The sequence below is a fragment of the Pseudoxanthomonas sp. LjRoot143 genome, from assembly GCF_964252945.1.
In the GTDB taxonomy this organism is placed as follows: Bacteria; Pseudomonadota; Gammaproteobacteria; order Xanthomonadales; family Xanthomonadaceae; genus Pseudoxanthomonas_A.
The window spans coordinates 2,687,899-2,711,095 of the sequence record NZ_CAXUPM020000001.1; the positions used below are offsets into that span (position 1 = coordinate 2,687,899).

18 protein-coding genes are annotated in these 23,197 nt (G+C 68.0%); 6 read left to right on the forward strand and 12 right to left on the reverse strand.

Annotation, left to right across the window (positions count from 1 at the left end):
• Positions 1-57: 57 nt before the first annotated feature.
• From ACSQ1W_RS13045 to ACSQ1W_RS13055, 3 genes are read right to left on the reverse strand one after another with little or no spacing between them, the layout of a single operon-like run.
• On the reverse strand, positions 58-2,865 hold the full coding sequence (locus ACSQ1W_RS13045) for an ATP-binding protein (RefSeq protein WP_436044070.1): 2,808 nt from the start codon (positions 2,863-2,865) through the stop codon (positions 58-60).
• Positions 2,858-3,565: a hypothetical protein gene (locus ACSQ1W_RS13050; RefSeq protein WP_436044072.1), complete on the reverse strand. Its 708-nt coding sequence runs from the start codon at positions 3,563-3,565 to the stop codon at positions 2,858-2,860. Before ACSQ1W_RS13050 ends, ACSQ1W_RS13045 begins: the two co-directional genes overlap by 8 nt.
• Entirely contained in the window at positions 3,562-4,881 is a 1,320-nt protein-coding gene (locus ACSQ1W_RS13055) for a hypothetical protein (RefSeq protein WP_436044073.1), read from the reverse strand. The genes ACSQ1W_RS13050 and ACSQ1W_RS13055 overlap by 4 nt, the downstream gene beginning before the upstream one ends.
• Positions 4,882-5,049: 168 nt before the next feature.
• Between ACSQ1W_RS13055 and ACSQ1W_RS13060 the strand changes: the two genes are divergently transcribed.
• The 3 genes from ACSQ1W_RS13060 to ACSQ1W_RS13070 all read left to right on the forward strand — a co-directional run bounded on the left by ACSQ1W_RS13060 (position 5,050) and on the right by ACSQ1W_RS13070 (position 8,603).
• Positions 5,050-7,092, forward strand: a complete 2,043-nt coding sequence (locus tag ACSQ1W_RS13060) for an FAD-dependent oxidoreductase (RefSeq protein WP_436044074.1) — start codon at positions 5,050-5,052, stop codon at positions 7,090-7,092.
• Between the two features lie 337 nt (positions 7,093-7,429).
• A complete protein-coding gene (locus ACSQ1W_RS13065) occupies positions 7,430-7,885 on the forward strand; it encodes a cell wall hydrolase (RefSeq protein ID WP_093296426.1) in 456 nt (151 codons plus the stop codon).
• Between the two features lie 106 nt (positions 7,886-7,991).
• Positions 7,992-8,603 carry a glutathione S-transferase family protein gene (locus ACSQ1W_RS13070; protein WP_436044077.1) on the forward strand — a complete coding sequence of 204 codons (612 nt, stop codon included), beginning with the start codon at positions 7,992-7,994 and terminating at the stop codon, positions 8,601-8,603.
• 16 nt (positions 8,604-8,619) lie between these two features.
• Here ACSQ1W_RS13070 and ACSQ1W_RS13075 read toward each other — a convergent pair whose 3' ends face one another.
• The 3 genes from ACSQ1W_RS13075 to prpB all read right to left on the reverse strand — a co-directional run bounded on the left by ACSQ1W_RS13075 (position 8,620) and on the right by prpB (position 11,342).
• A complete protein-coding gene (locus ACSQ1W_RS13075; RefSeq protein ID WP_192272398.1) occupies positions 8,620-9,117 on the reverse strand; it encodes a hypothetical protein in 498 nt (165 codons plus the stop codon).
• Positions 9,118-9,288: 171 nt separating this feature from the next.
• Positions 9,289-10,443 carry a bifunctional 2-methylcitrate synthase/citrate synthase gene (prpC, locus tag ACSQ1W_RS13080; RefSeq protein WP_192272400.1) on the reverse strand — a complete coding sequence of 385 codons (1,155 nt, stop codon included), beginning with the start codon at positions 10,441-10,443 and terminating at the stop codon, positions 9,289-9,291.
• 14 nt (positions 10,444-10,457) lie between these two features.
• The gene (gene prpB, locus ACSQ1W_RS13085; protein ID WP_192272402.1) at positions 10,458-11,342 is read right to left on the reverse strand and encodes a methylisocitrate lyase; all 885 of its coding nucleotides are present in this window, start codon (positions 11,340-11,342) and stop codon (positions 10,458-10,460) included.
• A 135-nt stretch (positions 11,343-11,477) separates the two neighbouring features.
• Here prpB and ACSQ1W_RS13090 point away from each other — a divergent pair, with 135 nt between their 5' ends.
• Positions 11,478-12,704 carry a citrate synthase family protein gene (locus ACSQ1W_RS13090; protein WP_436044079.1) on the forward strand — a complete coding sequence of 409 codons (1,227 nt, stop codon included), beginning with the start codon at positions 11,478-11,480 and terminating at the stop codon, positions 12,702-12,704.
• Positions 12,705-12,791: 87 nt separating this feature from the next.
• Entirely contained in the window at positions 12,792-14,195 is a 1,404-nt protein-coding gene (locus tag ACSQ1W_RS13095; protein WP_436044081.1) for a M14 family zinc carboxypeptidase, read from the forward strand.
• Positions 14,196-14,201: 6 nt separating this feature from the next.
• Here ACSQ1W_RS13095 and prpE read toward each other — a convergent pair whose 3' ends face one another.
• The 6 genes from prpE to ACSQ1W_RS13125 form a co-directional block, all read right to left on the reverse strand.
• Positions 14,202-16,103, reverse strand: coding sequence for a propionate--CoA ligase (prpE, locus tag ACSQ1W_RS13100; RefSeq protein WP_436044083.1), 1,902 nt, complete (start codon positions 16,101-16,103; stop codon positions 14,202-14,204).
• A 117-nt stretch (positions 16,104-16,220) separates the two neighbouring features.
• Positions 16,221-17,201, reverse strand: a complete 981-nt coding sequence (locus ACSQ1W_RS13105; protein ID WP_436044085.1) for a hypothetical protein — start codon at positions 17,199-17,201, stop codon at positions 16,221-16,223.
• A gap of 84 nt (positions 17,202-17,285) precedes the next feature.
• Positions 17,286-18,272: a malate dehydrogenase gene (locus ACSQ1W_RS13110; RefSeq protein WP_436044087.1), complete on the reverse strand. Its 987-nt coding sequence runs from the start codon at positions 18,270-18,272 to the stop codon at positions 17,286-17,288.
• Between the two features lie 79 nt (positions 18,273-18,351).
• Positions 18,352-19,554, reverse strand: a complete 1,203-nt coding sequence (locus tag ACSQ1W_RS13115; protein WP_436044088.1) for a pyridoxal phosphate-dependent aminotransferase — start codon at positions 19,552-19,554, stop codon at positions 18,352-18,354.
• 129 nt (positions 19,555-19,683) lie between these two features.
• On the reverse strand, positions 19,684-20,505 hold the full coding sequence (locus ACSQ1W_RS13120) for a hypothetical protein (RefSeq protein WP_436044090.1): 822 nt from the start codon (positions 20,503-20,505) through the stop codon (positions 19,684-19,686).
• 4 nt (positions 20,506-20,509) lie between these two features.
• On the reverse strand, positions 20,510-21,007 hold the full coding sequence (locus tag ACSQ1W_RS13125; protein ID WP_436044091.1) for a peptidylprolyl isomerase: 498 nt from the start codon (positions 21,005-21,007) through the stop codon (positions 20,510-20,512).
• Positions 21,008-21,366: 359 nt separating this feature from the next.
• Here ACSQ1W_RS13125 and typA point away from each other — a divergent pair, with 359 nt between their 5' ends.
• On the forward strand, positions 21,367-23,196 hold the full coding sequence (gene typA, locus ACSQ1W_RS13130) for a translational GTPase TypA (RefSeq protein ID WP_192272421.1): 1,830 nt from the start codon (positions 21,367-21,369) through the stop codon (positions 23,194-23,196).
• Position 23,197 lies beyond the last annotated feature (1 nt).

A 23,197-nucleotide genomic window follows, 5' to 3' on the forward strand; every position in this document is an offset into this window, starting at 1 on the left:
CTTCATCTCCTGACGACTCCATCGCGACTTACGTCGCTCCCACAGCATTATGTTGCCTTACGCGGCTGCGGCATCCCCGCTGCGGTCGCGTTTCAGCACCGCGACCGGTTCGGCCCACGTGCTCGCCGCGCGGCGCTTGCTGGTCGCCAGCACCAGGTCGGACGGCTCGAACACGTTGACGTTGTGCGTGATCGGCGTGGTCAGGATGTACTGCGCATCGGTCGAGCGCAGGAAGCGGCCGACCTTCTCGATGTTGGCGACGTCGAGGTGCGCGAACGGTTCGTCGATGAAGACGAAGCCGCCCGGTTGCTCCTCGTCGCGCAGCAGCGCCACCAGCAGCAGCAGCGACTTCATGACCTGCTGGCCACCCGAGGCTTCGCCGTCGTCCAGGCCGATCCAGCCCTTGCGGTCGAAGTCGAAGCGCACGGTCAGGCCGGCCTGCGCCAGCGCCGTGTCATCGTTGACCAGTTCGGGCAGTTCCGCGTCCACGCCGATGCCGGCGAGATCGCCCAGGGCGGCCAGGTTGCGCTTGTAGCGACGTACCGTAGCGCGCAGCACGTTGATGTACGCGCCACGCGCCTCCTCGGTCAGACGACGGGCACGATGCAGATGCGTTTCGCGCTTGCCGATGGCGGCTTCCAATCCCGCATGGTCGGCGCCGAACTTGTCGCGCAGGGCGACGCAGCCTTCGTCCTCGACATAACCACCGCGTGCGATGCGCTCATCGATGCGCTCGAGTTCACGGCGCACGGCACTGCTGCTTTCGTATTCCTCGCGTGCCGCGCGCAGCACGGCGGCGCTGCGCCACGCCGCCGGCATCTGCGCACGACGGCGACGGAAGTCGACGATCCGCTGCGCCAGCGCCAGACGTTCCTGCCCGATCTGCTGGCCACGCTCCTTCAGCTCGCCGGCCAGCGCCTTGATTTCGCCGGCACGGCTGGCGGCCGCGATGCCTTCCGCCTTGTCGAGTGCTTCCAGACCATCCAGCCGCTGACGTGCCTCTGCCAGTGCCGCGGCCGCCTCGGCGGCGGCATCCGCCAAGGCAGGCAGGCGCTCGGCGGCATCGGCGAACTCCGCCGCGCGCGTGACCAGTTCCTGACCGGCGTCCAGACCGAGCAGGCGCGACTGCGCCCCGTCCAGCTGTCGGCGCAAGGTCGCCAGGGCGTCCTCGCGAACCTGCGCACGGTCCTGCAGCATGGCCTGCTCCGACCGCAGCGATGCCAGATGCGCCTGACGCGCACCGGCGCCGAAGTGATGCGCGCCACCGCCGATGTGGCGGCCACCGCGCTGTTCGCGCAGGTAGCCCTTGGCGGTGATCCAGTCCTGGCCCTTCGACAAGCGATGACCGGCCTCGACGTCGGCCACGCGCTGGATGCGGTCCAGATGGCGCGGCAGCCACGCGGGCGGATCGTCGGAGAAGCGCACGACTTCGAGCAGCGAACCCCGGGTCGCCTTCTCGACGGGTGCGCGGTCGGCGACGACGAAATGCCGGTACTGCAGCTGCTCGCCGAGGCGCCACGCCTCGCGCGCATCCTTCGGATGTTCCAGTAGCACCAGGTGACGGTACGGCGCCAGCACCGCTTCCACGGCCGTCGCCCAGTCGGGATCGACCACGTCGACCAGCTCGGTCAGTACCCGATGCGCAATGCCCTGCCGGTCCAGCGCAGCGCGGAAGTCGCGCTCGAACGGTTCGATCACCCGGCCACCGCCGCTGAGCGCAGCGACCTGCGCGACGATCTCGCCGGTTCGCTGGCGGTCACGCTCGGCTTCCAGCTTCAGTTCGGCCTGGCGACGGCGACCGTCCTCCAGTTCACGACTCAGGGCGTCGACATCGGCGCCGCCGCGTTCGGCCTGCAGCTTCGCCAGCTCATCATGGCGGCGCACCAGCGATTCGGCATCGCGCGCATGGTCGCGCGCCTGGGTGAAGGCGGCTTCGGCCTGCTTGAGCTGCGCGCGCGTGTCGACCAGATCGGAACCGGCGCGATCGCGCTGCAACTGGGCGGCCACTTCCTGCGCCAGCAGGCTGGCATGCGCGCGCTCCCGCTCACGCAGCGCGCGGCGCAGGCCGGTCAGGCGCGGTCGCGCGCCTTCGACGGTGGCGCGCAGGTCGGCGAGTTCCACCTTGGGCGCGATCTCGGTCTGCAGACGGTTGCGCTGCGAGCGCAGCGACAGGCCATCCTCGAACGAGCGCACGTCGGCGCGTGCGGACTCCAGCTTCACGTGCAACTCGGCCAAGCCCTGCTGCAGCTGACCGATCTCCTTCTCCACGTCGAACTGCTCGCTGCGGGCGCGCTGGTAGTCGTCTAGCACCGCCTTGTCTTCGAACACGTCGAACACCAGTTGCAGCAGCTCACGCGGCGATAGCTGGCACAGCTTGTCGGTCGCGCCCTGCTCCAGCGTCAGCACGCGGCAGATCGCGCGGCTCAGACCGGCACCCGCCAGGCGCACGCGGTAGTCGCGCACGCCCAGCCAATCGCCGCCCTGGTCCAGGGTTTCGACCGGCACGTCGCCGGCGACGATCTGGTAGTCGCGCGACCAGTCGCCGCCCCGCTTGCGGATGCGGCAGGCGATGGTCACCTGCTCGTCCATGTGCGGGAAGAACGCGCGCTTGCCGCGGCGGTCGACCGGATTGCTGACCACCGCGCGCAGCCAAGCGTACGGTTTTCCGTTGTGGCGCAGATAGGTCTTGTAGTCGCGCGCCATGTCGCGGTCGTCGATGGCGAGCAGCGTGCGCAGCGCATCAAGCAGGGTGGTCTTGCCGGACCCGTTCGGCCCGACCACGGTGATGACCGACGCGTCCAGCGGCAGCGTGTAGCGCTGCCAGTAGTCCCAGTGGACGACTTCCAGGCTGCGGAACTCAAACATCGGCCGGCTCCTCGTTCACTTCGTCCAGGCTGTCGTCCGCGGGCAACGCAGGCGCACTCGCCTGCGAGGCGCGCGCCTCCTCGATCACGTACGCCAGCGCACCGTCCATCACGCGGCTGGCGATGCGTTCGTAGTCGAACGCCAGGTCGAGCAGCGGGCCTTCCTGGATGCGCTCGCGGCGGCGCACGATGAAGCCGTGCCGCTGCAGCGTGCCGAGATTCATCTGCAAACGCCCCTTGCCACCGAGCTTGTCGGCGAAGTCGGCCAGCAGCGTGCGCTCGTTGATCGGCTCGATCAGCTCTGCGCCGACCGGCACCGGCTTGAGCTCGGCGAACATCTGCTCCTGCTCGTGCTGGCGATCGCCCTCCTGGCGTGCGATCTGGCGTTGGCGTTTCGGCAGCACCAGCAGCGCCCACAGCACGACCAGCAGCGCGATGGTGTCGCGGCCGAGGGACAGGTTGCTGGCCGCCCACGCATCGCCATGGCCGAACACCTCGCTCTCCTGCGCGCGCGCGATGCCGACTGCGACGTGCGCGGCATAGGGATGTTCGAGCAGGCGCAGGCCGGCCGCGGCGAGGCGGCGATCGAGGTCGTCGCGCAGTTCGGCGTCGACGAGCACCTGGCGCACGGCGCGGTCGTCGCGCGGCAGCCAGCGCTCGGCCAGCAGCCGGGCGATCAGGGAAGCGATGGGATCATTCATGCGGTACGGACTTTCTTCTTGCGGGAAGGCGCAGGCGCGGCCTGCATCTCAGGGCTCTGCGGCAGCAGGCGGCCGCGACTCATGTAGGCCACGCCGGCGCGCTGGACGGATTCGAATTCGGCATCGACATGCCACTGCATCGGCAGCTGTGCCAGCGAGGCCGCCACGCCGTTGCGGTTCTCCGCGCCGGCATCACCGATCAGGCCGAGCAGCGACAGGCGGTAGGCGCTGACCGCGAAGCCGTCCTGCGGCACCCAGTCCGACAGCGGCGCTTCGGTGTCGAGCGCGGCGAGCTGGTCGAACCACTGTTCGGCGTGGCCGTAGTCGTTCTGCACGACGGGCGCCTGCGTTTCCATCGGTGCGGCCTGCGACGGTGGCAGCGAGGCATCGTCCTGCGCCGCGCGCTCGCGTTCGACCAGTTCGTACTCGGCCACGTCGAGCGCGATCGGCCCCAGCGCGAACGCCGGCTGCGGCATGCGCGCCAGCACATCGTCGGCCAGTGCGGTCAACGCGGCGGTATCGAGCACGCGCAGGTAACGGTTGACGTCGGACGACGACAACCCACTCGCGCCGAGGTGCACGCGGTGGCGGTCCAGCTGGTTCAGCGCGCGCTGGAACACCGAGGCCTGCCGCAGCAATGCGCTCTGCGCGCGGCCGATCTGCTGGGCGACGCGGTGGGTGGCGGTGTCCAACTCGCCATCGGAGGCGATGTCGCGGATCAGCTCGGTGCCCTTCTCCACCCACTGCCACACGGACTGCAGCGTGTCGGCGGCGCGCTGGATGCGGTGTTCCGAACCGCTGAGCACGGCCTGGTCGAAGTCCTCGCGCAACTCGTTCAACCGCGACAACAGGTGTTGCAGGTCGTCCGCCTTGACACGGCCAACTGCCTGGCCGGCGGCGAGCTGCGCGGTGACGTAGGCGAGTTCGTCGCCCTCGCGCTGGAACTGCAGCAGCAGGCCGATCGAGGCCAGCGCCTGGCGGCCGACCGGACTGATGCGGTAGCGCTGGCTGGCGGCGTCCCACAGCAGCAGGCCGTTCTCGCGCAGGCGGCCGAGCACGGTGTCGAACTTGACCGGGTCCAGGTAGGCGAACTGGTCGCGCAGCTCCTGCGGAGACCAATCCGGCGCTTCGCCGCGCTCGCCGAGGGTGCGCAGGACCAGCAGGCGCACCATGACGCTCTCCTCGCCGCCGTGGAACAGCGTCGAGAAGGCCCGCAGCAGGTCGCGGGCGTTGAGCAGGGGGTGGAGGTCCGGCAGATCGGCGGCGGCGAAGCCGGCGCGGAGGTAGTCGTGCAGGGGCGGTGAGGCGGTGTCCATGAAAGGCCGGGAACCTGGGTACCCCCATGGTCCCCGAGCCGCCCGCGCCGGACAACTCTTGCAAGGCGGGCGGGTCTGTGCCCTGCTTCGCGCCGCGGATGCCGCTTGCGCCGGACGCCCGGGCGCGGCATCGTTCGCTCCTTCCATACGCACGCGTATCTAGCCCGCATGACGTCGACCGCCGCCGCCACCGACTCTTCCGCCTACCCGCACCTGTTCACCCCGCTGGACCTGGGCTTCACCACCGTACGCAACCGCGTGCTGATGGGGTCGATGCACACGGGACTGGAGGACCGGGCGAAGGATTTCCCGCGGCTGGCGGCCTACTTCGCCGAGCGCGCGGCGGGCGGCGTGGGGCTGATCGTCACCGGCGGCTTCTCGCCGAACCTGGTGGGCTGGCTGAAGCCGTTCGGCGGCAAGCTGTCGTGGCCGTGGGAGGCGCGACCGCACAAGTTCGTGACGACGGCGGTGCATGAGCACGGGGCGAAGATCTGCGCGCAGCTGCTGCACGCCGGCCGCTACGGCTACCACCCATTGACGGTGGCGCCGTCGAAGCTGAAGGCGCCGATCAACCCCTTCACCCCGCGTGCGCTGTCGGCCCGCGGCATCGAGCGCCAGATCAGCGCCTATGCCAACGCGGCCAAGCTGGCGCGCGACGCCGGCTACGACGGCGTCGAGATCATGGGCTCGGAGGGGTACTTCATCAACGAGTTCACCGCCCCGCGCACCAACAAGCGCAACGACGCCTGGGGCGGCACGCCGGAGAAGCGCATGCGCTTCGCGGTGGAGATCGTCCGCCGCGTGCGCGAAGCGGTCGGCCCGGATTCCATCATCATCTACCGCCTCTCGCTGCTGGACCTGGTGGACGAGGGCAACCAGTGGGAGGAGATCGTCCAGCAGGCCAAGGCCGTGGAAGCGGCCGGCGCGACGATCATCAATTCCGGCATCGGCTGGCACGAGGCGCGCGTGCCGACCATCGTCACCTCGGTGCCGCGCGCGGCCTTCGTCGACGTCACCGCCAAGCTCAAGCCGCATGTGCGCGTGCCGCTGGTGGCGACCAACCGCATCAACATGCCGGACGTGGCCGAGGGCATCCTCGCCGCCGGCAAGGCCGACATGGTGTCGCTGGCACGCCCGCTGCTGGCCGACCCGCAGTGGGCTGCCAAGGCCCGCGCCGGCACGCCGCAGGCGATCAACACCTGCATCGCCTGCAACCAGGCCTGCCTGGACCACGTGTTCGAGAACAAGCTCGCCAGTTGCCTGGTCAACCCGCGCGCCTGCCACGAGACCGACCTCACCTATAAGAAGACGTTCGCGCCGAAGACGGTCGCCGTCGTCGGCGCAGGACCGGCCGGCCTGGCCTGCGCGACCGTCGCCGCCGAGCGCGGCCACCGGGTGACCCTATTCGATGCGGCGGACGAGATCGGCGGCCAGTTCAACTACGCCAAGCGGATCCCGGGCAAGGAGGAGTTCCACGAGACGCTGCGCTATTTCCGCCACCGGCTGGAGGAAACGCGCGTCGACGTGAAGCTGTCCACGCCGGTGACGGCCGCCGAGCTGACCGGCTTCGACGAGGTCGTGCTGGCGACCGGCATCACCCCTCGCAGGGTCGCGTTCCCGGGCGCGGAGCACACCAAGGTCGTCAGCTATGTGGACGTGCTGTCCGGTCGCGTCGCCGTGGGCGCCCGCGCGGCGCTGATCGGCGCCGGCGGCATCGGCTTCGACGTGGCCGAATACCTGACCCACGAAGGCCATTCGCCCTCGCTGGATCCGAAGCGCTGGATGGCCGAATGGGGCGTCGACCCGACCTTCGAGGCCCGCGGCAGCCTGGTGAAGCCGCAGCCGGAACCGCCGGTGCGCGAGGTCTGGCTGCTGCAGCGCAGTGCCGGCAAGCCCGGCGCCCGCCTGGGCAAGACCAGCGGCTGGGTGCACCGCGCCACGCTGAAGGCCAAGCAGGTGAAGATGCTGGGTGGCGTGGAGTACCTGGGCGTGGACGACGCCGGCCTGCGCATCAAGGTGGACGGCGCCGAGCAGCTGCTGCCGGTCGACCACGTGGTGGTCTGCGCCGGCCAGGAGCCGCGCCGCGACCTGCAGGCCGACCTGATCGCCGCCGGCAAGACGCCGCACCTGATCGGTGGCGCCGACGTGGCCGCGGAACTGGATGCCAAGCGCGCCATCGACCAAGGCAGCCGGCTCGCCGCCGCCCTCTAGAACGCGGTGCTGGTAGGCGGATCCGGAGGTCCGGACGGGGCCGGCGCTGCGACTCCCCTCACAGTTTCCAGCCAGACCGGAGGCCCCTGCGTCAAGCCGACCCGTTCAGGCCGAGTTGGGACTGCCCCCCCTACCTTGCGCCGACTTTCCGGCCCGCCGCCCAGTTCAGGCGGGCTGAGCCCGGCGCTCGGACCCCCTCTTGGTCCGGCCTTGCCGGTCCCCGGGCAGCCCGTGTGAAGGCTGCCTCCCCATGACGCCCTGCCGCATGTCCCAGGTTTGCCGCTCCCATCGTGACGGGAGAGGCAGGGGTGCGGGAAAGACGGAGCAAGGAGTTCCCATGAAACTGGCCTGGATCCTATGGCTGTCGCAGATGTTGCCGCAGCCGGCCGCCGATTCGCTTTGCCTCAGCACCACCGTTTACCTGGAAGCCCGCGACCAGACCCTTCGTGGCCAGCAAGCCGTCGCCGAAGTGGCCCTGCGCCGTCGCGACAGCGGCCTGTGGGGCGACTCCGTCTGCTCCGTGGTCACCGCCCGCAAGCAGTTCGCCCCGACCATCGTGGGCCCGAACACCCGACTGAAGAACCCGGACGCCTGGGCCAAGTCGGTCAGCGTCGCCCTGAACGCCGAGCGCAACTGGGCCCTGCCGCCCGGCCAGCGCAAGGAGATCGTGCCGGGCGCCAGCCACTTCATGGCGCACCAGATCGCCAGCCCGAGCTGGCGCAACGCGTACCACGTGGCCACGATCGGCGACCACACGTTCCTGCGCGTGCAGAAGCTCAAGCCGCGGTCTTGAGACGGCAAGCCGCGACGGCGCGACGATCCGTTGCACCTCGCATCACGCTGCAAGCATTGAAGGCCCGCGATAATCGCGGGCCTTTCTTTTTCCATGGGGACATCGCATGAAGCTCTACACCAAGCCGGGCGCCTGCTCGACCGCCGACCACATCGCGCTGCAATGGACGGGACAGCCGTTCGAGGTGCAGGTGATGACCGCGACCGAGATGAAGGAACCCGCCTACCTGGCGATCAACCCGACCGGCGCGGTGCCGGCCATCGTCGATGGCGAGTTCGTACTGACCCAGAACGCCGCGATCATGGGCTATATCGCCGACACGTATCCGCAGGCGCAGCTCGCCGGCGACGGTTCGCCGCAGCAGCGCGCGCTGGCCGCCAAGTGGCTGGCGTTCGTCAATTCGGACCTGCATCCGGCGTTCCACCCGCTGTTCGGGCCGGCACGCTTCATCGGCGACGAAACGCAGTTCGACGCGGTGAAGGACGCCGCGCGCAAGCGCCTGCGCGGTCTGTTCGAAAGTGCGGAAAAGCAGCTGGAAGGCCGCGACTGGCTGGCCGGCTTCCGCAGTTTCGCCGATCCGTACTTCTACATCACGCTGCGCTGGGCGGCACGCACCGGCGTCGATCTTTCCGGCTTGCCGAACATCGCCGCGTTCACGCAGCGCATGGAGGCGGATCCCGGCGTGCAGGCCGCATTGAAGGCCGAAGGCCTGAACTGACCGCGACGCGCGCGCGTCATGCCACCGACGCGCGCACCTCTTCCAGCCAGCGCGTGGCAAAGGTATGGTCGCGCGCCTTCGTCAGCGCGGTCGCCACGTCCGGCAGCAGCGCCACCAGCTCGTCGGCATCGGCGCAGCGCTCGACCTTGAGCTGCAGGAAGTACCCCTTCAACCCGATATGTGAACGGATGTCGTCGGTGATGCGCGCGTACAGCAGGTTGTAGCGGTCGGCCGCCGTGCGCGTGGCCGCCTGCAGCGTATCGCCCGGCTTGGGGGCGGACACGGCGGCCAGCACCCACGCCGCGCCCGAACGCCGTTCGATCAGTCCTTCCGCTTCCAGTTGTTGCAGGGCGTCGTCGGGCGCATGCAGCCCGCTCATCATCGTCCGCAGTTCATCGTCGTTGCGCTGGCCATCCACCAGCAACAGGATCGAACGCAGCACCGCCGGCAGCTTGCGCGTGCGCTGCTGGATCTCGTTGCGTCCGGCCTCGGTCTTGCACCACATCGTCTGCATGGCGTCCCCCTGCATCGCACGACGGGCCCCTCCCGACGGTCGCGATGCACCCCTAGCGTCCGCCAGTAGTACCGCGCCGGACCCGTTCCGGGCTGCCACGCGGGTCACACAAACGACACGGGGCCGCCCGACCTTCGTCGAAGCGGCCCCGCGGACACCTGTCGGCGCGGCTCAGCGCTGGTCGATCGGCACGAAGGCCAGGTCTTCCGGGCCCGTGTAATTGGCGCTGGGACGGATGATCTTGCCATCGATGCGCTGTTCGATGACGTGCGCGCTCCAGCCGCTGGTGCGGGCGATCACGAACAGCGGCGTGAACATCGCCGTCGGCACGCCCATCATGTGGTAGCTGACCGCACTGAACCAGTCGAGGTTCGGGAACATCTTCTTGATGTCCCACATCACCGACTCCAGCCGCTCGGCGATGTCGTACATCTTCGTGCTCGACTGCTCGACCGACAGCTCCTTCGCCACGTTCTTGATGACGTCGTTGCGCGGATCGCCGGTGGTGTAGACCGGATGACCGAAGCCGATCACCACTTCCTTGCGCTCCACGCGCGCCTTGATGTCGGCCTCGGCTTCGTCCGGCGTTTCGTAGCGCTTCTGCACTTCGAACGCGACCTCGTTGGCGCCGCCGTGCTTCGGACCGCGCAGCGCGCCGATGCCGCCGGCGATGGCCGAGTGCATGTCGCTGCCGGTGCCGGCGATGACACGACAGGTGAAGGTCGAGGCATTGAACTCGTGCTCGGCGTACAGGATCAGCGAGGTGTGCATCGCGCGCACCCAGCTGTCCTTCGGCTTCTCGCCGTGGAGCAGATGCAGGAAGTGACCGCCGATGGAATCGTCGTCGGTCTCCACGTCGATGGCGCGGCCGTTGTGGCTCCAGTGGTACCAGTACAGCAGCATCGAGCCCAGCGAGGCCATCAGCTTGTCGGCGATGTCGCGTGCGCCGGGATGGTTGTGGTCGTCCTTTTCGGGCGACACGCAGCCGAGCACGGACACGCCGGTGCGCATCACGTCCATCGGGTGCGCCGACGGCGGCAGTTCTTCCAGCGCGGCCTTCACTGCGGCCGGGATGCCGCGCAGCGACTTCAGCTTGGCCTTGTAGCCGGCCAGTTCGGCGCGGTTGGGCAGCTTGCCGTGCACCAGCAGGTAGGCGACTTCTTCGAACTCACTGGTCGTGGCCAGGTCGAGGATGTCGTAACCGCGGTAGTGCAGGTCGTTGCCGCTGCGGCCGACCGTGCACAGCGCGGTGTTGCCGGCGGCGGTACCCGACAGCGCGACGGATTTTTTCGGCTTGAAGCCGGGGGCAGGCGTGGTTTCGCTCATGGTGGACTCCCTACTCACTTCTTTGCGGAAAACAGGGTATCGAGCTTCTGCTCGAAGGCGTGGTAGCCGATGCGGTCGTACAGCTCTTCGCGCGTCTGCATGGTATCGACCACGTTCTGCTGGTGACCGTCGCGGCGGATCGCCTGGTAGACGTTCTCGGCGGCCTTGTTCATGGCGCGGAATGCGGACAGCGGATACAGCTGGATCGCCACGCCGACCGAGGCCAGCTCGTCGCGGGTGAACAGCGGCGTCTTGCCGAACTCGGTGATGTTGGCCAGCACCGGCACCTTCACCGCGTCGACGAAGCGCTGGTAGGTCGGCAGGTCGTAGGCGGCTTCAGCGAAGATGCCGTCGGCGCCGGCCTCGACGCAGGCGATGGCGCGTTCGATGGCAGCATCGACGCCCTCGACCTGGATGGCGTCGGTGCGCGCGATCAGGAAGAAGTCCGGATCGGTCTTGGCATCGGCGGCGGCCTTGACGCGGTCGACCATCTCGCCGGCCGACACGATCTCCTTGCCGGGACGATGGCCACAGCGCTTGGCGCCGACCTGGTCCTCGATGTGGCAGGCGGCCGCGCCGGCCTTGATCAACGACTTCACCGTGCGCTCGATGTTGAACGCACTGGGGCCGAAGCCGGTGTCGATGTCGACCATCAGCGGCAGGTCGCAAACATCGGTGATGCGACGGACATCGATCAGCACGTCTTCCAGCGTATTGATGCCCAGGTCGGGCAGGCCCAGCGAGCCCGCGGCGACACCGCCGCCCGACAGGTAGATCGCCTTGTAGCCGGCGCGCTTGGCCAGCAGGGCATGGTTGGCGTTGATGGCGCCGATCACCTGCAGCGGCGATTCGGCGGCGAGGGCGGCGCGGAATTTCGCACCTGCGGAAACGGAACTCATGGGAACTCCTGTCGATCTGGCGCCCGGACGTGCCGGCCGCCGGAGGTGCGTGAAGGGTACGCCCCTCTTCGGGTCGCAAATCTGGCACTATCCGCAGGGTTGATCAATCTTGATCGAATCAATCAATACTTTCGCATGGCGTCCTCCACCGACCTGCTGACCGCGCGCGAGACCTGCCGCCTGCTGGGCATCAGCCAGGCCACGCTGTACGCCTATGTCAGCCGCGGCCTGCTGGAGTCGCGTCCGGGCAAGGACCATCGCAGCCGCCTCTACCTGCTGCAGGACGTGGAGCGGCTGGCGCAGCGCAAACAGGTGGGGCGCGGCGCGGCCCGCGGTGCGGCGCAGAGCCTGGACCGCGGCCTGCCCGTGCTGGAGACGCGGATTTCGCTGATCCGTCCCGACGGCCCCTACTACCGCGGCCGCTCGGCGATCGCGATGGTGCACGAAGGCGCCACGCTGGAAGACGTTGCCCGTCAGCTTTGGGGCGGCGGCGAGGACGATCCGTTCGCCGAGCCGTCGTTGACACGATGGCCGACGGTCGTCGCACCGCTCGCCGGCGACGCCTCGCTGCCGCCGCTGGAACGCGCGATGGCAGCCATCCCGTTGCTCGCACTCGACGTACGCCACTCCTTCAGCTCGGCGCCGCGCGTGCGCCACGAGATCGCCGCCGGGCTGCTGCGCCACAACGCGGCGCTGCTGGTGGCGCGGCCACCCTCCGACGCGCCCGTGCATCGCGTGCTCGCACAGGCGTGGCACCCGGGAGATGACGGCTTCGCCGAACTGGTGCGCGCCGCGCTGGTCGTCTGCGCCGACCACGAACTCAACGTATCCGCCTTCGCCGCACGCGTGGTGGCCTCCACGGGCGCACACCTGCACGCGACCGTGTGCAGCGGTCTGGCGGCACTCTCCGGTCCGCGCCACGGCGGTGCGACCGCCCGCGCCTACGCGCTTATCGGCGACGCCTACGAAGCCCGTTCGCCACGTGCCTTCATCGCACAGCGCTGGCAACGCGGCGACGACCTGCCCGGCTTCGGCCATGCGCTGTATCCGAACGGCGATCCGCGCGGCGCGGAGCTGCTGGCGCGCGCCCGCCTGCGCCATGCCGGCACGCGCGAGATGGCCGCACTGGAAACGCTGGTCGCCGCCACCGAAGAGATCAGCGGGCTGCGTCCGAACATCGACTTCATGCTCGCCGCGATCTGCCACCTCAACCGCCTGCCGGCGACGCCGGCGCTGGTGATGTTCGCCGCCGGCCGTCTCGCCGGCTGGCTGGCGCATGCGCTGGAACAGCAGGCGCAGGGCCGGTTGATCCGCCCACGTGCGAGCTATACCGGTGTCACGCCGCCGACAACATCGGTGTGATCCACTGGCGCCGATCCGGCATGCCGGTTTGACATCACCGGCCCAGGCGGAGACCCTGCGGTCGTCCGCTTTCCACCCGCTGATGCAATGCGCCCTGCCCTTGCCCTGTGCCTGCTGCTGACGATGATGACCCCCACCACCATCGCCCGGAACACCGAAGCACCCGACGTGACCGCGACGTCGCGCGCCACCACGCCCGTTCCACCGCCACCGAGCTGGCTGTCCGATCTGGATGCGCTGTACGACACCGACCTGCGTGCGGCCGGCTTGGACGACCGTACGTTCAATGCCGAGCACTGGTGGTCGATCGCCACGCCGCTGCTGGACAAACGCCATGGCTTCCGCATCGACGAGATCGGACGCAGCGTCGAGGACCGTCCACTGCGCCACGTGCGCTGGGGAACCGGCAAGACCTCCGTGTTGCTGTGGTCGCAGATGCATGGCGACGAAAGCACGGCGTCGATGGCGCTGGCCGACCTGTTCCGCTTCCTGGGCGAACACGCTGACCATCCACTGGTGAAGCAATTGCGGGCGAACACCACGCTCCATTTTTTCCCGATCGTGAACCCCGACGGTGCCGCGCGTTTCCAGCGCCGCAACGCGCAAGGCATCGACCTCAACCGCGATGCGCGGATGCTGGCGACGCCCGAGGCGCGCACGCTGAAAGCCCTGTTCGACCAGGTGAAGCCGACCTATGGTTTCAACCTGCACGACCAGCGCGTCGGCTATCGCGCAGGCGACTCGGATCGCGGCACGGCCATCGCGCTGCTGTCGCCGCCCTACAACCATGCCGCCGACGTCAACGACGTGCGCACGCGCGCCATCGAAGTGGCCGGGGTCATCCGCATCGCGCTGGAACCGTACTTGGCCGGCCACATCGCACGCTGGGACGAGGAGTTCGATCCCCGCGCGTTCGGCGACCTGACCACGCAGTGGGGTGCCAGCACCGTACTGATCGAAGCCGGCGGCATCGAAGGCGACGTGCAGAAGCAGCGCCTGCGCAAGCTCTACTTCCTCGGCCTGGTGGCGGCGCTCGACAGCATCGCCACCGGCCGCCATGCCGGCGTGTCGCATGCGCTGTACCGCGATCTTCCTGAAAACGGCGACGTATGGCCGGATCTGATGCTGCGCGGCGGCATCCTTTCCGTGCCGGGCCATCCGCCGACGCGCGCCGACGTGCTGGTCAACTTCCGCAATCCGCTGACCGAGACCGGTGGCGCGATCGCAGACGTCGGCGACCTCGGCAAGAAGAAGGCGCGCCGCAGCATCGATGCACGCGGCCTGTTCATCGTGCCGATTGCGGGGCATACGGGCGAACGCACCGTCATCGAAGCCAATGACGACAACGATGAAGACGTAGGTTCGCCGATGCCGCTTACGCCAGGCGCTTCGGCGCGCTTCGTGCTCAGCCGCGACCCGCAAGGCCGCGACGTGGTGTGGACGCTGGACGGCGACGTGGATCCGGCGACGCCCTCGCCGCCGGTCCGCTGACGCGTCTCAGCTGCCGACTTCTGGTCCGCGCAGCAGCGCGCGCTTCACTTCCTCCAGCGCGTTCGGATCGTCCAGCGTCGAGAGATCGCCAGGATCGGCGCCTTGCGCCAGCGCCTGCAATGAACGCCGCAGCAGTTTGCCCGACCGCGTCTTCGGCAGCGCGTTGACGATGTAGACGCGTGCCGGCCGCGCCACCGCGCCGAGACTCTGCTCGACGGTGCGGCGCATGCCATCGGCGGCCTGCACGCGTTCGTGCGGCTCGTCGGTGGCCTGGCGCAACGTGGCGAACACCACCGGCACCTGCCCCTTCAGCTCGTCGGCCACGCCGATCACGGCCGCTTCCGCCACCGCGGCGAAGCCGGAGACGGATTCCTCGATCTCGCGCGTGCCCAGGCGGTGGCCGGCGACGTTGATGACGTCATCGGTGCGGCCGAGGATGAAGGTGTAGCCGTCCTCGTCGCGGATCGCCCAGTCCAGCGAGCTGTACAGCAGCTCCTTGAAGTGGCTGAAGTAGCTGGACAGGAAACGCGCATCGTCGTTCCAGATGGTGGTCATGCAGCCCGGCGGCAGCGGCGGCTGCATCACCAGCACGCCCTTCTGTCCGGGACCGACTTCCTCACCGGACGCCTCGTCGATCACCTTCATCCGGTAGCCGAGATTCGGGAAGCCGGGTGAGCCGAACCGCACGGGCTTCATGTCCAGGCCGGGCAGCAGCGTCAGCGCCGGCCAACCCGTTTCGGTCTGCCAGTAGTTGTCGATCACCGGCTTGCCGATCGCATCGGTGATCCAGTGCGCGGTCGGTTCGTCCAGCGGCTCGCCGGCGAGGAACAGGTATTTCAGTTCGGACAGATCGTGGCGTTTGATGAAATCGATGTCGTGCTTCTTCAGCACACGCACCGCCGTCGGCGACGAGAACATCGTGCGCACGCCGTACTGCTCGCACAGCGCCCACCAGATGCCGGCATCCGGATTGATCGGAAGCCCTTCGTACAGCACCGACGTCGCACCGACGATCAGCGGCCCGTACACGTTGTACGAATGGCCGACGGCCCAGCCGACGTCGGAGGTGGAGAACATCACCTGCCCCGGCCCGACATCGAACACCGTGCGCATCGACAGCGCCATCGCCACCGCATAGCCACCAACATCGCGCTGCACGCCCTTCGGCTTGCCGGTGGTGCCGGAGGTGTAGAGCAGGTAACTGGGTTCGTTCGACTCCAGCCATTCCACCGGCACCTCCGCATCGCCAACCTCGGCGCGCAGCGTGGCGTAGTCCTCGTCGCGCCCGGCGACCTTCGGCTCGGCGGGATCCAGCCCTCGCGACACGATCAACACCTTCGGTGGCGGCGTGAGCGCCTTCGCGCAGGCTTCATCGACCAGCGGCTTGTAGGGAATGACCTTGCCGCCCCGGCTGCCGGCATCGGCGGCGATCAGCAGCTTGGGCTGTGCGTCGTCGATGCGCAGCGCCAGGTTGTGCGCAGCGAAACCGCCGAACACCACCGAGTGCACCGCACCGATGCGCGCGCAGGCGAGCATGGCGAACACGGCTTCGGCCATGTTGGGCATGTAGATGACGACACGATCGCCGCGGCCGACATCGAGTTTCTTCAACACCGCCGCGAACGCATTCACCTCGCGATACAGCTCGCGGTAGGTCAGCTCGCGGGTGACGTCGGTTTCGGTGGATACCGCCACCAGCGCCAACTGATCGCCGCGCTCGGCGAGATGACGATCGATCGCGTTGTAGCAGAGGTTGGTCTGCCCACCGACAAACCAGCGGCGGAACGGCGGCGTCGAATAGTCCAGTATCTGCTGCGGCGGGACGTGCCAGTGGATCGCCTTGGCCTCCTCGCCCCAGAAGGCCTCGGGCTGCTCGATCGAGCGCCGATAGACGTCTTCGTATGCCATGCGATCCTCCCAGATGCAGCGACTGGGACGAGCATAGTCCCGCGCTGTGGCAGCGGCCCTCCTACCTTGGTCGCATGGGACACGCGGTCGCATGCAGGCGCGGCGGCCGGCCGTCCATCACGCCAGCGGCAACGCGCTGTCCGCGCGGCACAGGCGGTCGTGCACGATGCGCACGGTGTCGATGCCGGCGTCGGTGCGCCCGTCGCCCAGCGTGCGCACATAGCGGCACGCCGCGAAGCCATCTGAACGCCGCTCGTAGTCGGCCACCCACTGCATGCGATCGGCCATGCGCTCCGGGTTGATCGGCCAGGTGCCCGGACGTGGCCGCATATGCCGATTGATGCCGATGCGCCACGGCTTCGGGCTGACGCGTGCGCGGAAACAATGCTGGCGCACGCACATCACGGCGTACACCGGATCGGTCTGCAACGCGGTGAAACAGGCTTCGACCGCCGGCTCGTGCGGATCGAACGCGCGATGCATCGCCAGCAGCCGGATACCCGCGGGAGTGCGGTACTGACGCAGCTGCCAGTCCGGATGCTGCTCGACAAAGGCCTCGATCCGACGATCCGCCCGTGCCTCCGGACCACCGTCCCTGCCCATGCGGGATGCGTGGATGCGACGGCTGATCCATGCGGCCAGCCACAGCGAGACGACGACCGCCACGATGCCGACCAGCCACGATGAGGCTGCCAGACCGATCACCACTGCCAGGCCCAGCAGCGGCCATCGAACCTTGCGCCTGAGCGCCGGCTCCGGTCCCGGGTCGTGCAGGTCTATATCCACGAACAAAGCGTTCGGCGTATTAAGGCAGAGCGCACCATAGGAATTGCGGGTGATGACGCAGTCGCCTTCCCGCGAAACGATCTCCTCGCGGATCGGCACGCCCACCGCGCCGTTGTACGGCTGCTTGCCTTCGCGGCGCGGCAACGGCTCACCCGCCAGCACACGCTCGAATGCTTCGCGCGTACGCGCATCCGCCAACGCCTGCGCGTCATCCAGGCTGAGGTCGGACCAGCCAAAGCGGCGGACCGTGATCTGCCTTCCCTTCGCGCGGTGCTGGAGCCGTCCTTCGGCCCAATACTTCGGAACGATCATGTCGACTCCCTTCAACCGGACGGATCGAAACAAGAACGCCGGGGCATGCCCGGCGTTCCTGGACTCACGGCAGATGCTGGCGGATCAGCCCAGCAGGTGCGCCACGCCGCTGCGCTCTTCTTCCAGTTCGCCCAGCGTCTTGTCGATCGCGGTCTGACTGAAGGCATCGACCGGCAGATCCTTGACCATCGTGTACTCGCCGTTCTCGGTGGTGACGGCGAAGCCGAACATCACGCCTTCCGGGATACCGTAGCTGCCGTCGGACGGGATACCCATCGTCACCCACTTGCCGTTGCTGCCCAGCACCCAGTCGCGGACGTGGTCGATGGCGGCGTTGGCGGCCGACGCGGCCGACGACAGGCCGCGCGCTTCGATGATCGCGGCGCCACGCTTGCCGACCTGCGGGATGAACGTGTTGGCGTTCCAGTCGGCGTCGTTGATGCTGTCCTTCAGCGACTTGCCGTTGACGGTGGCGAAGCGGTAGTCCGGGTACATGGTCGGGCTGTGGTTGCCCCACACGACCAGCTTCTCGATATCGCCCACGGCCACGCCGGCCTTGTTGGCCAGCTGCGACAGCGCGCGGTTGTGGTCCAGACGCAGCATGGCGGTGAAATTCTTCGACGGCAGGTCCGGCGCGGACTTCATCGCGATGTAGGCATTGGTGTTGGCCGGGTTGCCGACCACCAGCACCTTGACGTTGCGCGATGCGACCTTGTTGAGCGCGGCGCCCTGGGCGGTGAAGATCTTGGCGTTCTCGAGCAGCAGGTCCTTGCGCTCCATGCCCGGGCCGCGCGGGCGCGCACCGACCAGCAGGGCCACGTCGACGTCCTTGAACGCGACTTCCGGATCGTCGGTGCCGACGATGCCGGCCAGCAGCGGGAACGCGCAGTCTTCCAGCTCCATGATCACGCCCTTCAGCGCGGCCTGGGCCTTCTCCAGCGGCAGCTCGAGCAGCTGCAGGATGACCGGCTGGTCCTTGCCCAGCATTTCGCCGGAGGCGATGCGGAACAGCAGCGCGTAGCCGATCTGGCCAGCAGCGCCGGTGACGGCAACACGGACGGGGGTTTTCATGATGCGGATCCTCGGGTTTTCGTAGGGCGGGCAGCGGCCCGCCGCGTGGGGACAGCGTGGGCCGCGGCCCACAGTGCGGTTACTTCAACTCGGCGAAAAATTCCTGGAAGCGTTGCAGGCCCGGCGCCAGCTGCGGCGTCGGGCAGGTGTAGCTGATGCGCAGCGCGCGCGGCTCGCCGAACGCGGAACCCGGCACGCAGGCCACGCCTTTCGCCTCGAGCAGCACGTTGCAGAAGTCGACGTCGTTCTCGATCTTCACGCCATTGTGCGACTTGCCGAACGCGCAGCTGATGTCGGGGAACACGTAGAACGCGCCTTGCGGACGCGGGCAGACCACGCCCGGGATCGCCTCCATCGCTGCCAGCACCTGGTCGCGCTTGGCCTGGAATTCGGCGTTCTTCTGCGCGGGCACGTCCTGCGGACCGGTCAGCGCGGCGATCGCGGCGGCGTTGACCACTTCCGGCACGTTGGTGATGTGGTTGGAGTTCATCGTGGTCAGCGCTTTCGCGACCGACTCCGGACCGGCCATGAAACCCACGCGCCAGCCCGGCATGCCATAGGTCTTCGACAGCGAGTCGACGAACACCGTGCGCTCGCGCAGTTCCGGCCGCGCCTGCACGAAGTTGGTGTAGGCCAGCCCGTCGAACAGCATGCGGTTGTAGATGTCGTCGGTGATGATCCAGGTATCCGGATACTTCACCAGCACGTCGGCCAGCGCGGCGACTTCATCGCGCGTATAGACCATGCCCGTCGGGTTGGACGGGTTGTTGAACAGGAAGACCTTCGGCGCGTGCGTCGCCAGTGCTTCGTCGAGTTGCGACGGCGTCAGCTTGTAATCCTGGCTCGCGGGGCACGGCAGCGGCACGGCCTTGGCATTGACGATGTCGGCGATGTCGGCGTACGTGGTCCAGTACGGCGACGGATAGGCGATGGTGTCGCCCTCGTCGAGCAGCGACTCGGCCAGGTTGTACAGGATGTGCTTCGCGCCGATGCCGGTGGACAGGTTGGCTCGGGTGTAGCCGGTCAGGCCCAGCGCTTCGATGTGCTGCAGGAAGGCATCCAGCAACGCATCGGTGCCACGGTTGCTGCCGTACTGGCCGGAGTCCTTCGCCAGTGCGTCGCGCGCGGCCTGGTAGACGTGGTCGCCGGGCAGGAAATTCGGAACGCCGATCGAAAAGCTGATGATGTCGCGGCCGTCGGCCTTCAGCTTCTTGGCCTTCTCGGCCACCGCCATGATCGCACTTGGCTTGGCGCGACCGATGCGCCGGGCAAGCAGGGGCATTGCACAACCTCGCGTGGGAACGGTTAAGGAGCGTCGCCGCCGTCGTTTTTGCGGCGCAAAATGGTATCACGGCACCCCACCGCGACCGACTAGCCCATGGTCTAGCCCGCCGGGTTCAACAGGAGTCGCTCACTGGTAGTCGACGACGTCGCCCAGGTCGTAATTCTCGTCGAAATAGGCCTGCCACTGGGCGTAGGCCGCGCGCAGGCAGGACGGCGAATCGCAGGCATCCAGCTGCCGGGTCGCGGCGGCCACCGTCCGGTCGCCGTCGGGATACCGGTCGGCCAGCTCCTTGAACTCCCTGCGCATTCCGGCATCCAGCGCGCCGAACTCCTCGTGACCGCAGACCAGCGCCGCGCGCACGCTGCCCGCGGGCGCGTCGGTGTCGCAGGGGCCGCCTTCAGCCTGCCCGGCCGTCCGGATCGCCTCGGCGACATGCTCGCGGTCGCGCGCGGTCAGCCGGCGCACGAATCCCAAGTCCTCGGTCTGACCACCGCCCCAGGTGATGCGCAGGGTGAATGCATCTTCCGTCGTGGCGTCCGGCACCTTGCGCACCGTGACGGTTTCGCTCGGCCCGCTGTCCGAGGTCACGTGCAGGGCCAGCGTGCCGTTGTCCAGGTCGACGTCCTCGACCTTGCCATCCAGCCAGGCGCCGTCGCGCACCACGCGCAGCCCGCCGGCCGCCTGCCATTCGAAGAGATAGAGCGTTTCCGCATCATCGCCCTCGCTCTTCTCGGTGCTCCACAATCCTTCCAGGCTGCGCTGGAAGCTTTCCGACGAGGGCGCCTCCAGTTCCGGCACCGCCTCGATGGAGTCATCGGCATCCTGACGGCACGACGCCACCATCACGACGGTCACGAGCAGCAGGGCCGCGCGCATCAGGCGCAGGCAATGGTCCTTCATGGTGGTGCTCCCAAAGAGAAAGGGCCGGTCAGTGACCGGCCCTTTCATTCCATCATGCGGACAGGAAGCGATTCCACTCCGCCACACGCTCGGCCTTGGCGGCCAGCACGGCCTCGGTGTCGCCGGCGATGGTCACCTTGGTGATCAGGTCGCCCTGCTTCACCGAATCCACGACGTCCTGGCCTTCCAGGACCTTGCCGAACACAGTGTGACGGCCATCCAGGTGGGGAGTCGGCACGTGGGTGATGAAGAACTGGCTGCCGTTGGTGTTCGGGCCGGCATTGGCCATGGACAGCACGCCGCGCTCATGGCGTACGCCGTTGTTGGTCTCGTCCTCGAAGCGGTAGCCCGGACCGCCGCGGCCGGAGCCCTCGGGGCAGCCGCCCTGGATCATGAAGTCCGGGATCACGCGGTGGAAGTTCAGGCCGTCGTAGAAGCCGCGCTTGGCCAGGTTGACGAAATTGGCCACCGTCAGCGGGGCCTTGTCGGGATAAAGCTCGATCGTGATCGGGCCGCGCGAGGTGTCGAAGGTGGCGGTCAGCTGACTCATGGAACGGTTCTCCAAGGGTGATTGAGGGAACGGCGGGGCACTGCCGGCAGCCTCCTGCGTGCGCGGGGCACTCGCGGGGCGGATGCAGCGGGCCCGTCAGCCCGGTCGGCGACGACCGGGATGGCGAAGGGGGAGCGCCGGGTCTGCCAGGCAGGTCCGGCCCTGTTGCCAGATCACGGCGCCGGACCGGGATTTCAAGGGCTGGCCCCCACGGCGGCGTTCATTCTGGCGTTTTTCGATAAATCAGGTGCTTAGCGCACCGCAGCCCGCTATAATACGCCGCTTCTTTCCGCCCACGTCCTCGCGCCCTGCCCCTTTGCAAGGGGGTATCCGGGTGCGCTTTTCCGATCCCAGAATCCATGTCCATCGAAAACCTCCGCAATATCGCGATCGTCGCGCACGTCGACCATGGCAAGACCACCCTCGTCGACCAGCTGCTGAAGCAGTCCGGCACCCTCTCCGAGCGCACCGTGCTGGCCGAGCGTGTGATGGACAGCAACGACCAGGAAAAGGAACGTGGCATCACGATCCTGGCCAAGAACACCGCCATCACCTGGCAGGGCAACCGCATCAACATCGTCGACACCCCGGGCCACGCCGACTTCGGCGGCGAGGTCGAGCGCGTGCTGTCGATGGTCGACACCGTGCTGATCCTGGTCGACGCGATGGACGGCCCGATGCCGCAGACCCGCTTCGTCACCCAGAAGGCGTTCGCGATGGGCTTCAAGCCGATCGTGGTGATCAACAAGGTCGACCGCCCCGGCTCGCGTCCGGAATGGGTCGTGGAGCAGGTGTGGGACCTGTTCGACCGCCTGGGCGCCACGCCCGAGCAGATGGACTTCCCGATCGTCTACGCCTCGGCGCTGAACGGTTACGCCGGCCTGGAAGACAGCGTGCGCGGTGGCGACATGACCCCGCTGTACGAAGCGATCATGCAGCACGCGCCGAAGCCGGAAGTGGATCCGGAAGGCGCCTTCCAGATGCGCATCAGCCAGCTGGACTACAACAACTTCGTCGGCGTCATCGGCATCGGCCGCATCCAGCGCGGCACGCTGAAGAAGAACATGCCGGTCGCCGTCATCGACCGCGAAGGCAAGAAGCGCCAGGGCAAGGTGCTGCAGGTGCTGGGCTTCCTGGGCCTGGAGCGCATCGAGCAGGACAGCGCCGAGGCCGGCGACATCGTCGCCATCTCGGGCATCCAGGACCTGACGATTTCCGACACCGTCTGCGCGCTGGACACCCCGGAAGCGCTGCCGGCGCTGACCGTCGACGAGCCGACGATCTCGATGACCTTCCAGGTCAACAACTCGCCGTTCGCCGGCAACAAGGACCTGTCGGGCGGCAAGTTCCTGACCAGCCGCCAGCTGAAGGAGCGCCTGGAGCGCGAGACCGTGCACAACGTGGCGCTGAAGGTCGAGCAGCTGGAAGACGCGGACAAGTTCCTGGTCTCCGGCCGTGGCGAGCTGCACCTGTCGGTGCTGATCGAGAACATGCGCCGCGAAGGTTATGAACTGGCCGTGTCGCGTCCGGAAGTAATCATCAAGGAAATCGACGGCCAGCAGATGGAGCCGATCGAGCAGCTCGTCGTCGATGTGGAAGAAAACCACCAGGGCGGCGTGATGGAGAAGCTGGGCGTCCGCAAGGGCCAGCTGAAGAACATGGAGCCGGACGGCAAGGGCCGCGTGCGCCTGGACTACCAGATCCCGGCGCGTGGCCTGATCGGCTTCCAGAACGAGTTCAAGACGCTGACCCAGGGCTCGGGCCTGCTGTTCCACGTGTTCGACCACTACGGCCCGAAGGAACAGGGCGCCATCGCCAAGCGCCTCAACGGCGTGATGATCGCCAATGCGCCGGGCGCCACGCCGGCCTACTCGCTGGGCCCGCTGCAGGAGCGCGGCAAGCTGTTCGCCGCCGAAGGCGACAACGTGTACGAAGGTCAGCTGATCGGCATCCACTCCAAGGACAACGACCTGACCGTCAACGCGATCAAGACCAAGCCGCTGACCAACATGCGCGCGTCGGGCAAGGACGATGCCATCCAGCTGACCCCGGCGATCAAGTTCTCGCTGGAACAGGCACTGGACTTCATCGACGACGACGAGCTGGTCGAGATCACGCCGAAGGAAATCCGCCTGCGCAAGAAGTTCCTGACGGAAAGCGACCGCAAGCGCGCCTCGCGCGCCGCCTGAT

Excerpts from the sequence above, each read along its gene's own strand:
- ACSQ1W_RS13045 (WP_436044070.1), bottom strand. The coding sequence starts at position 2,865 with ATGTTTGAGTTCCGCAGCCTGGAAGTCGTCCACTGGGACTACTGGCAG.
- ACSQ1W_RS13050 (WP_436044072.1), bottom strand. The coding sequence starts at position 3,565 with ATGAATGATCCCATCGCTTCCCTGATCGCCCGGCTGCTGGCCGAGCGC.
- ACSQ1W_RS13055 (WP_436044073.1), bottom strand. The coding sequence starts at position 4,881 with ATGGACACCGCCTCACCGCCCCTGCACGACTACCTCCGCGCCGGCTTC.
- ACSQ1W_RS13060 (WP_436044074.1), top strand. The coding sequence starts at position 5,050 with ATGACGTCGACCGCCGCCGCCACCGACTCTTCCGCCTACCCGCACCTG.
- ACSQ1W_RS13065 (WP_093296426.1), top strand. The coding sequence starts at position 7,430 with ATGAAACTGGCCTGGATCCTATGGCTGTCGCAGATGTTGCCGCAGCCG.
- ACSQ1W_RS13070 (WP_436044077.1), top strand. The coding sequence starts at position 7,992 with ATGAAGCTCTACACCAAGCCGGGCGCCTGCTCGACCGCCGACCACATC.
- ACSQ1W_RS13075 (WP_192272398.1), bottom strand. The coding sequence starts at position 9,117 with ATGCAGACGATGTGGTGCAAGACCGAGGCCGGACGCAACGAGATCCAG.
- prpC (WP_192272400.1), bottom strand. The coding sequence starts at position 10,443 with ATGAGCGAAACCACGCCTGCCCCCGGCTTCAAGCCGAAAAAATCCGTC.
- prpB (WP_192272402.1), bottom strand. The coding sequence starts at position 11,342 with ATGAGTTCCGTTTCCGCAGGTGCGAAATTCCGCGCCGCCCTCGCCGCC.
- ACSQ1W_RS13090 (WP_436044079.1), top strand. The coding sequence starts at position 11,478 with ATGGCGTCCTCCACCGACCTGCTGACCGCGCGCGAGACCTGCCGCCTG.
- ACSQ1W_RS13095 (WP_436044081.1), top strand. The coding sequence starts at position 12,792 with ATGCGCCCTGCCCTTGCCCTGTGCCTGCTGCTGACGATGATGACCCCC.
- prpE (WP_436044083.1), bottom strand. The coding sequence starts at position 16,103 with ATGGCATACGAAGACGTCTATCGGCGCTCGATCGAGCAGCCCGAGGCC.
- ACSQ1W_RS13105 (WP_436044085.1), bottom strand. The coding sequence starts at position 17,201 with ATGATCGTTCCGAAGTATTGGGCCGAAGGACGGCTCCAGCACCGCGCG.
- ACSQ1W_RS13110 (WP_436044087.1), bottom strand. The coding sequence starts at position 18,272 with ATGAAAACCCCCGTCCGTGTTGCCGTCACCGGCGCTGCTGGCCAGATC.
- ACSQ1W_RS13115 (WP_436044088.1), bottom strand. The coding sequence starts at position 19,554 with ATGCCCCTGCTTGCCCGGCGCATCGGTCGCGCCAAGCCAAGTGCGATC.
- ACSQ1W_RS13120 (WP_436044090.1), bottom strand. The coding sequence starts at position 20,505 with ATGAAAGGGCCGGTCACTGACCGGCCCTTTCTCTTTGGGAGCACCACC.
- ACSQ1W_RS13125 (WP_436044091.1), bottom strand. The coding sequence starts at position 21,007 with ATGAGTCAGCTGACCGCCACCTTCGACACCTCGCGCGGCCCGATCACG.
- typA (WP_192272421.1), top strand. The coding sequence starts at position 21,367 with ATGTCCATCGAAAACCTCCGCAATATCGCGATCGTCGCGCACGTCGAC.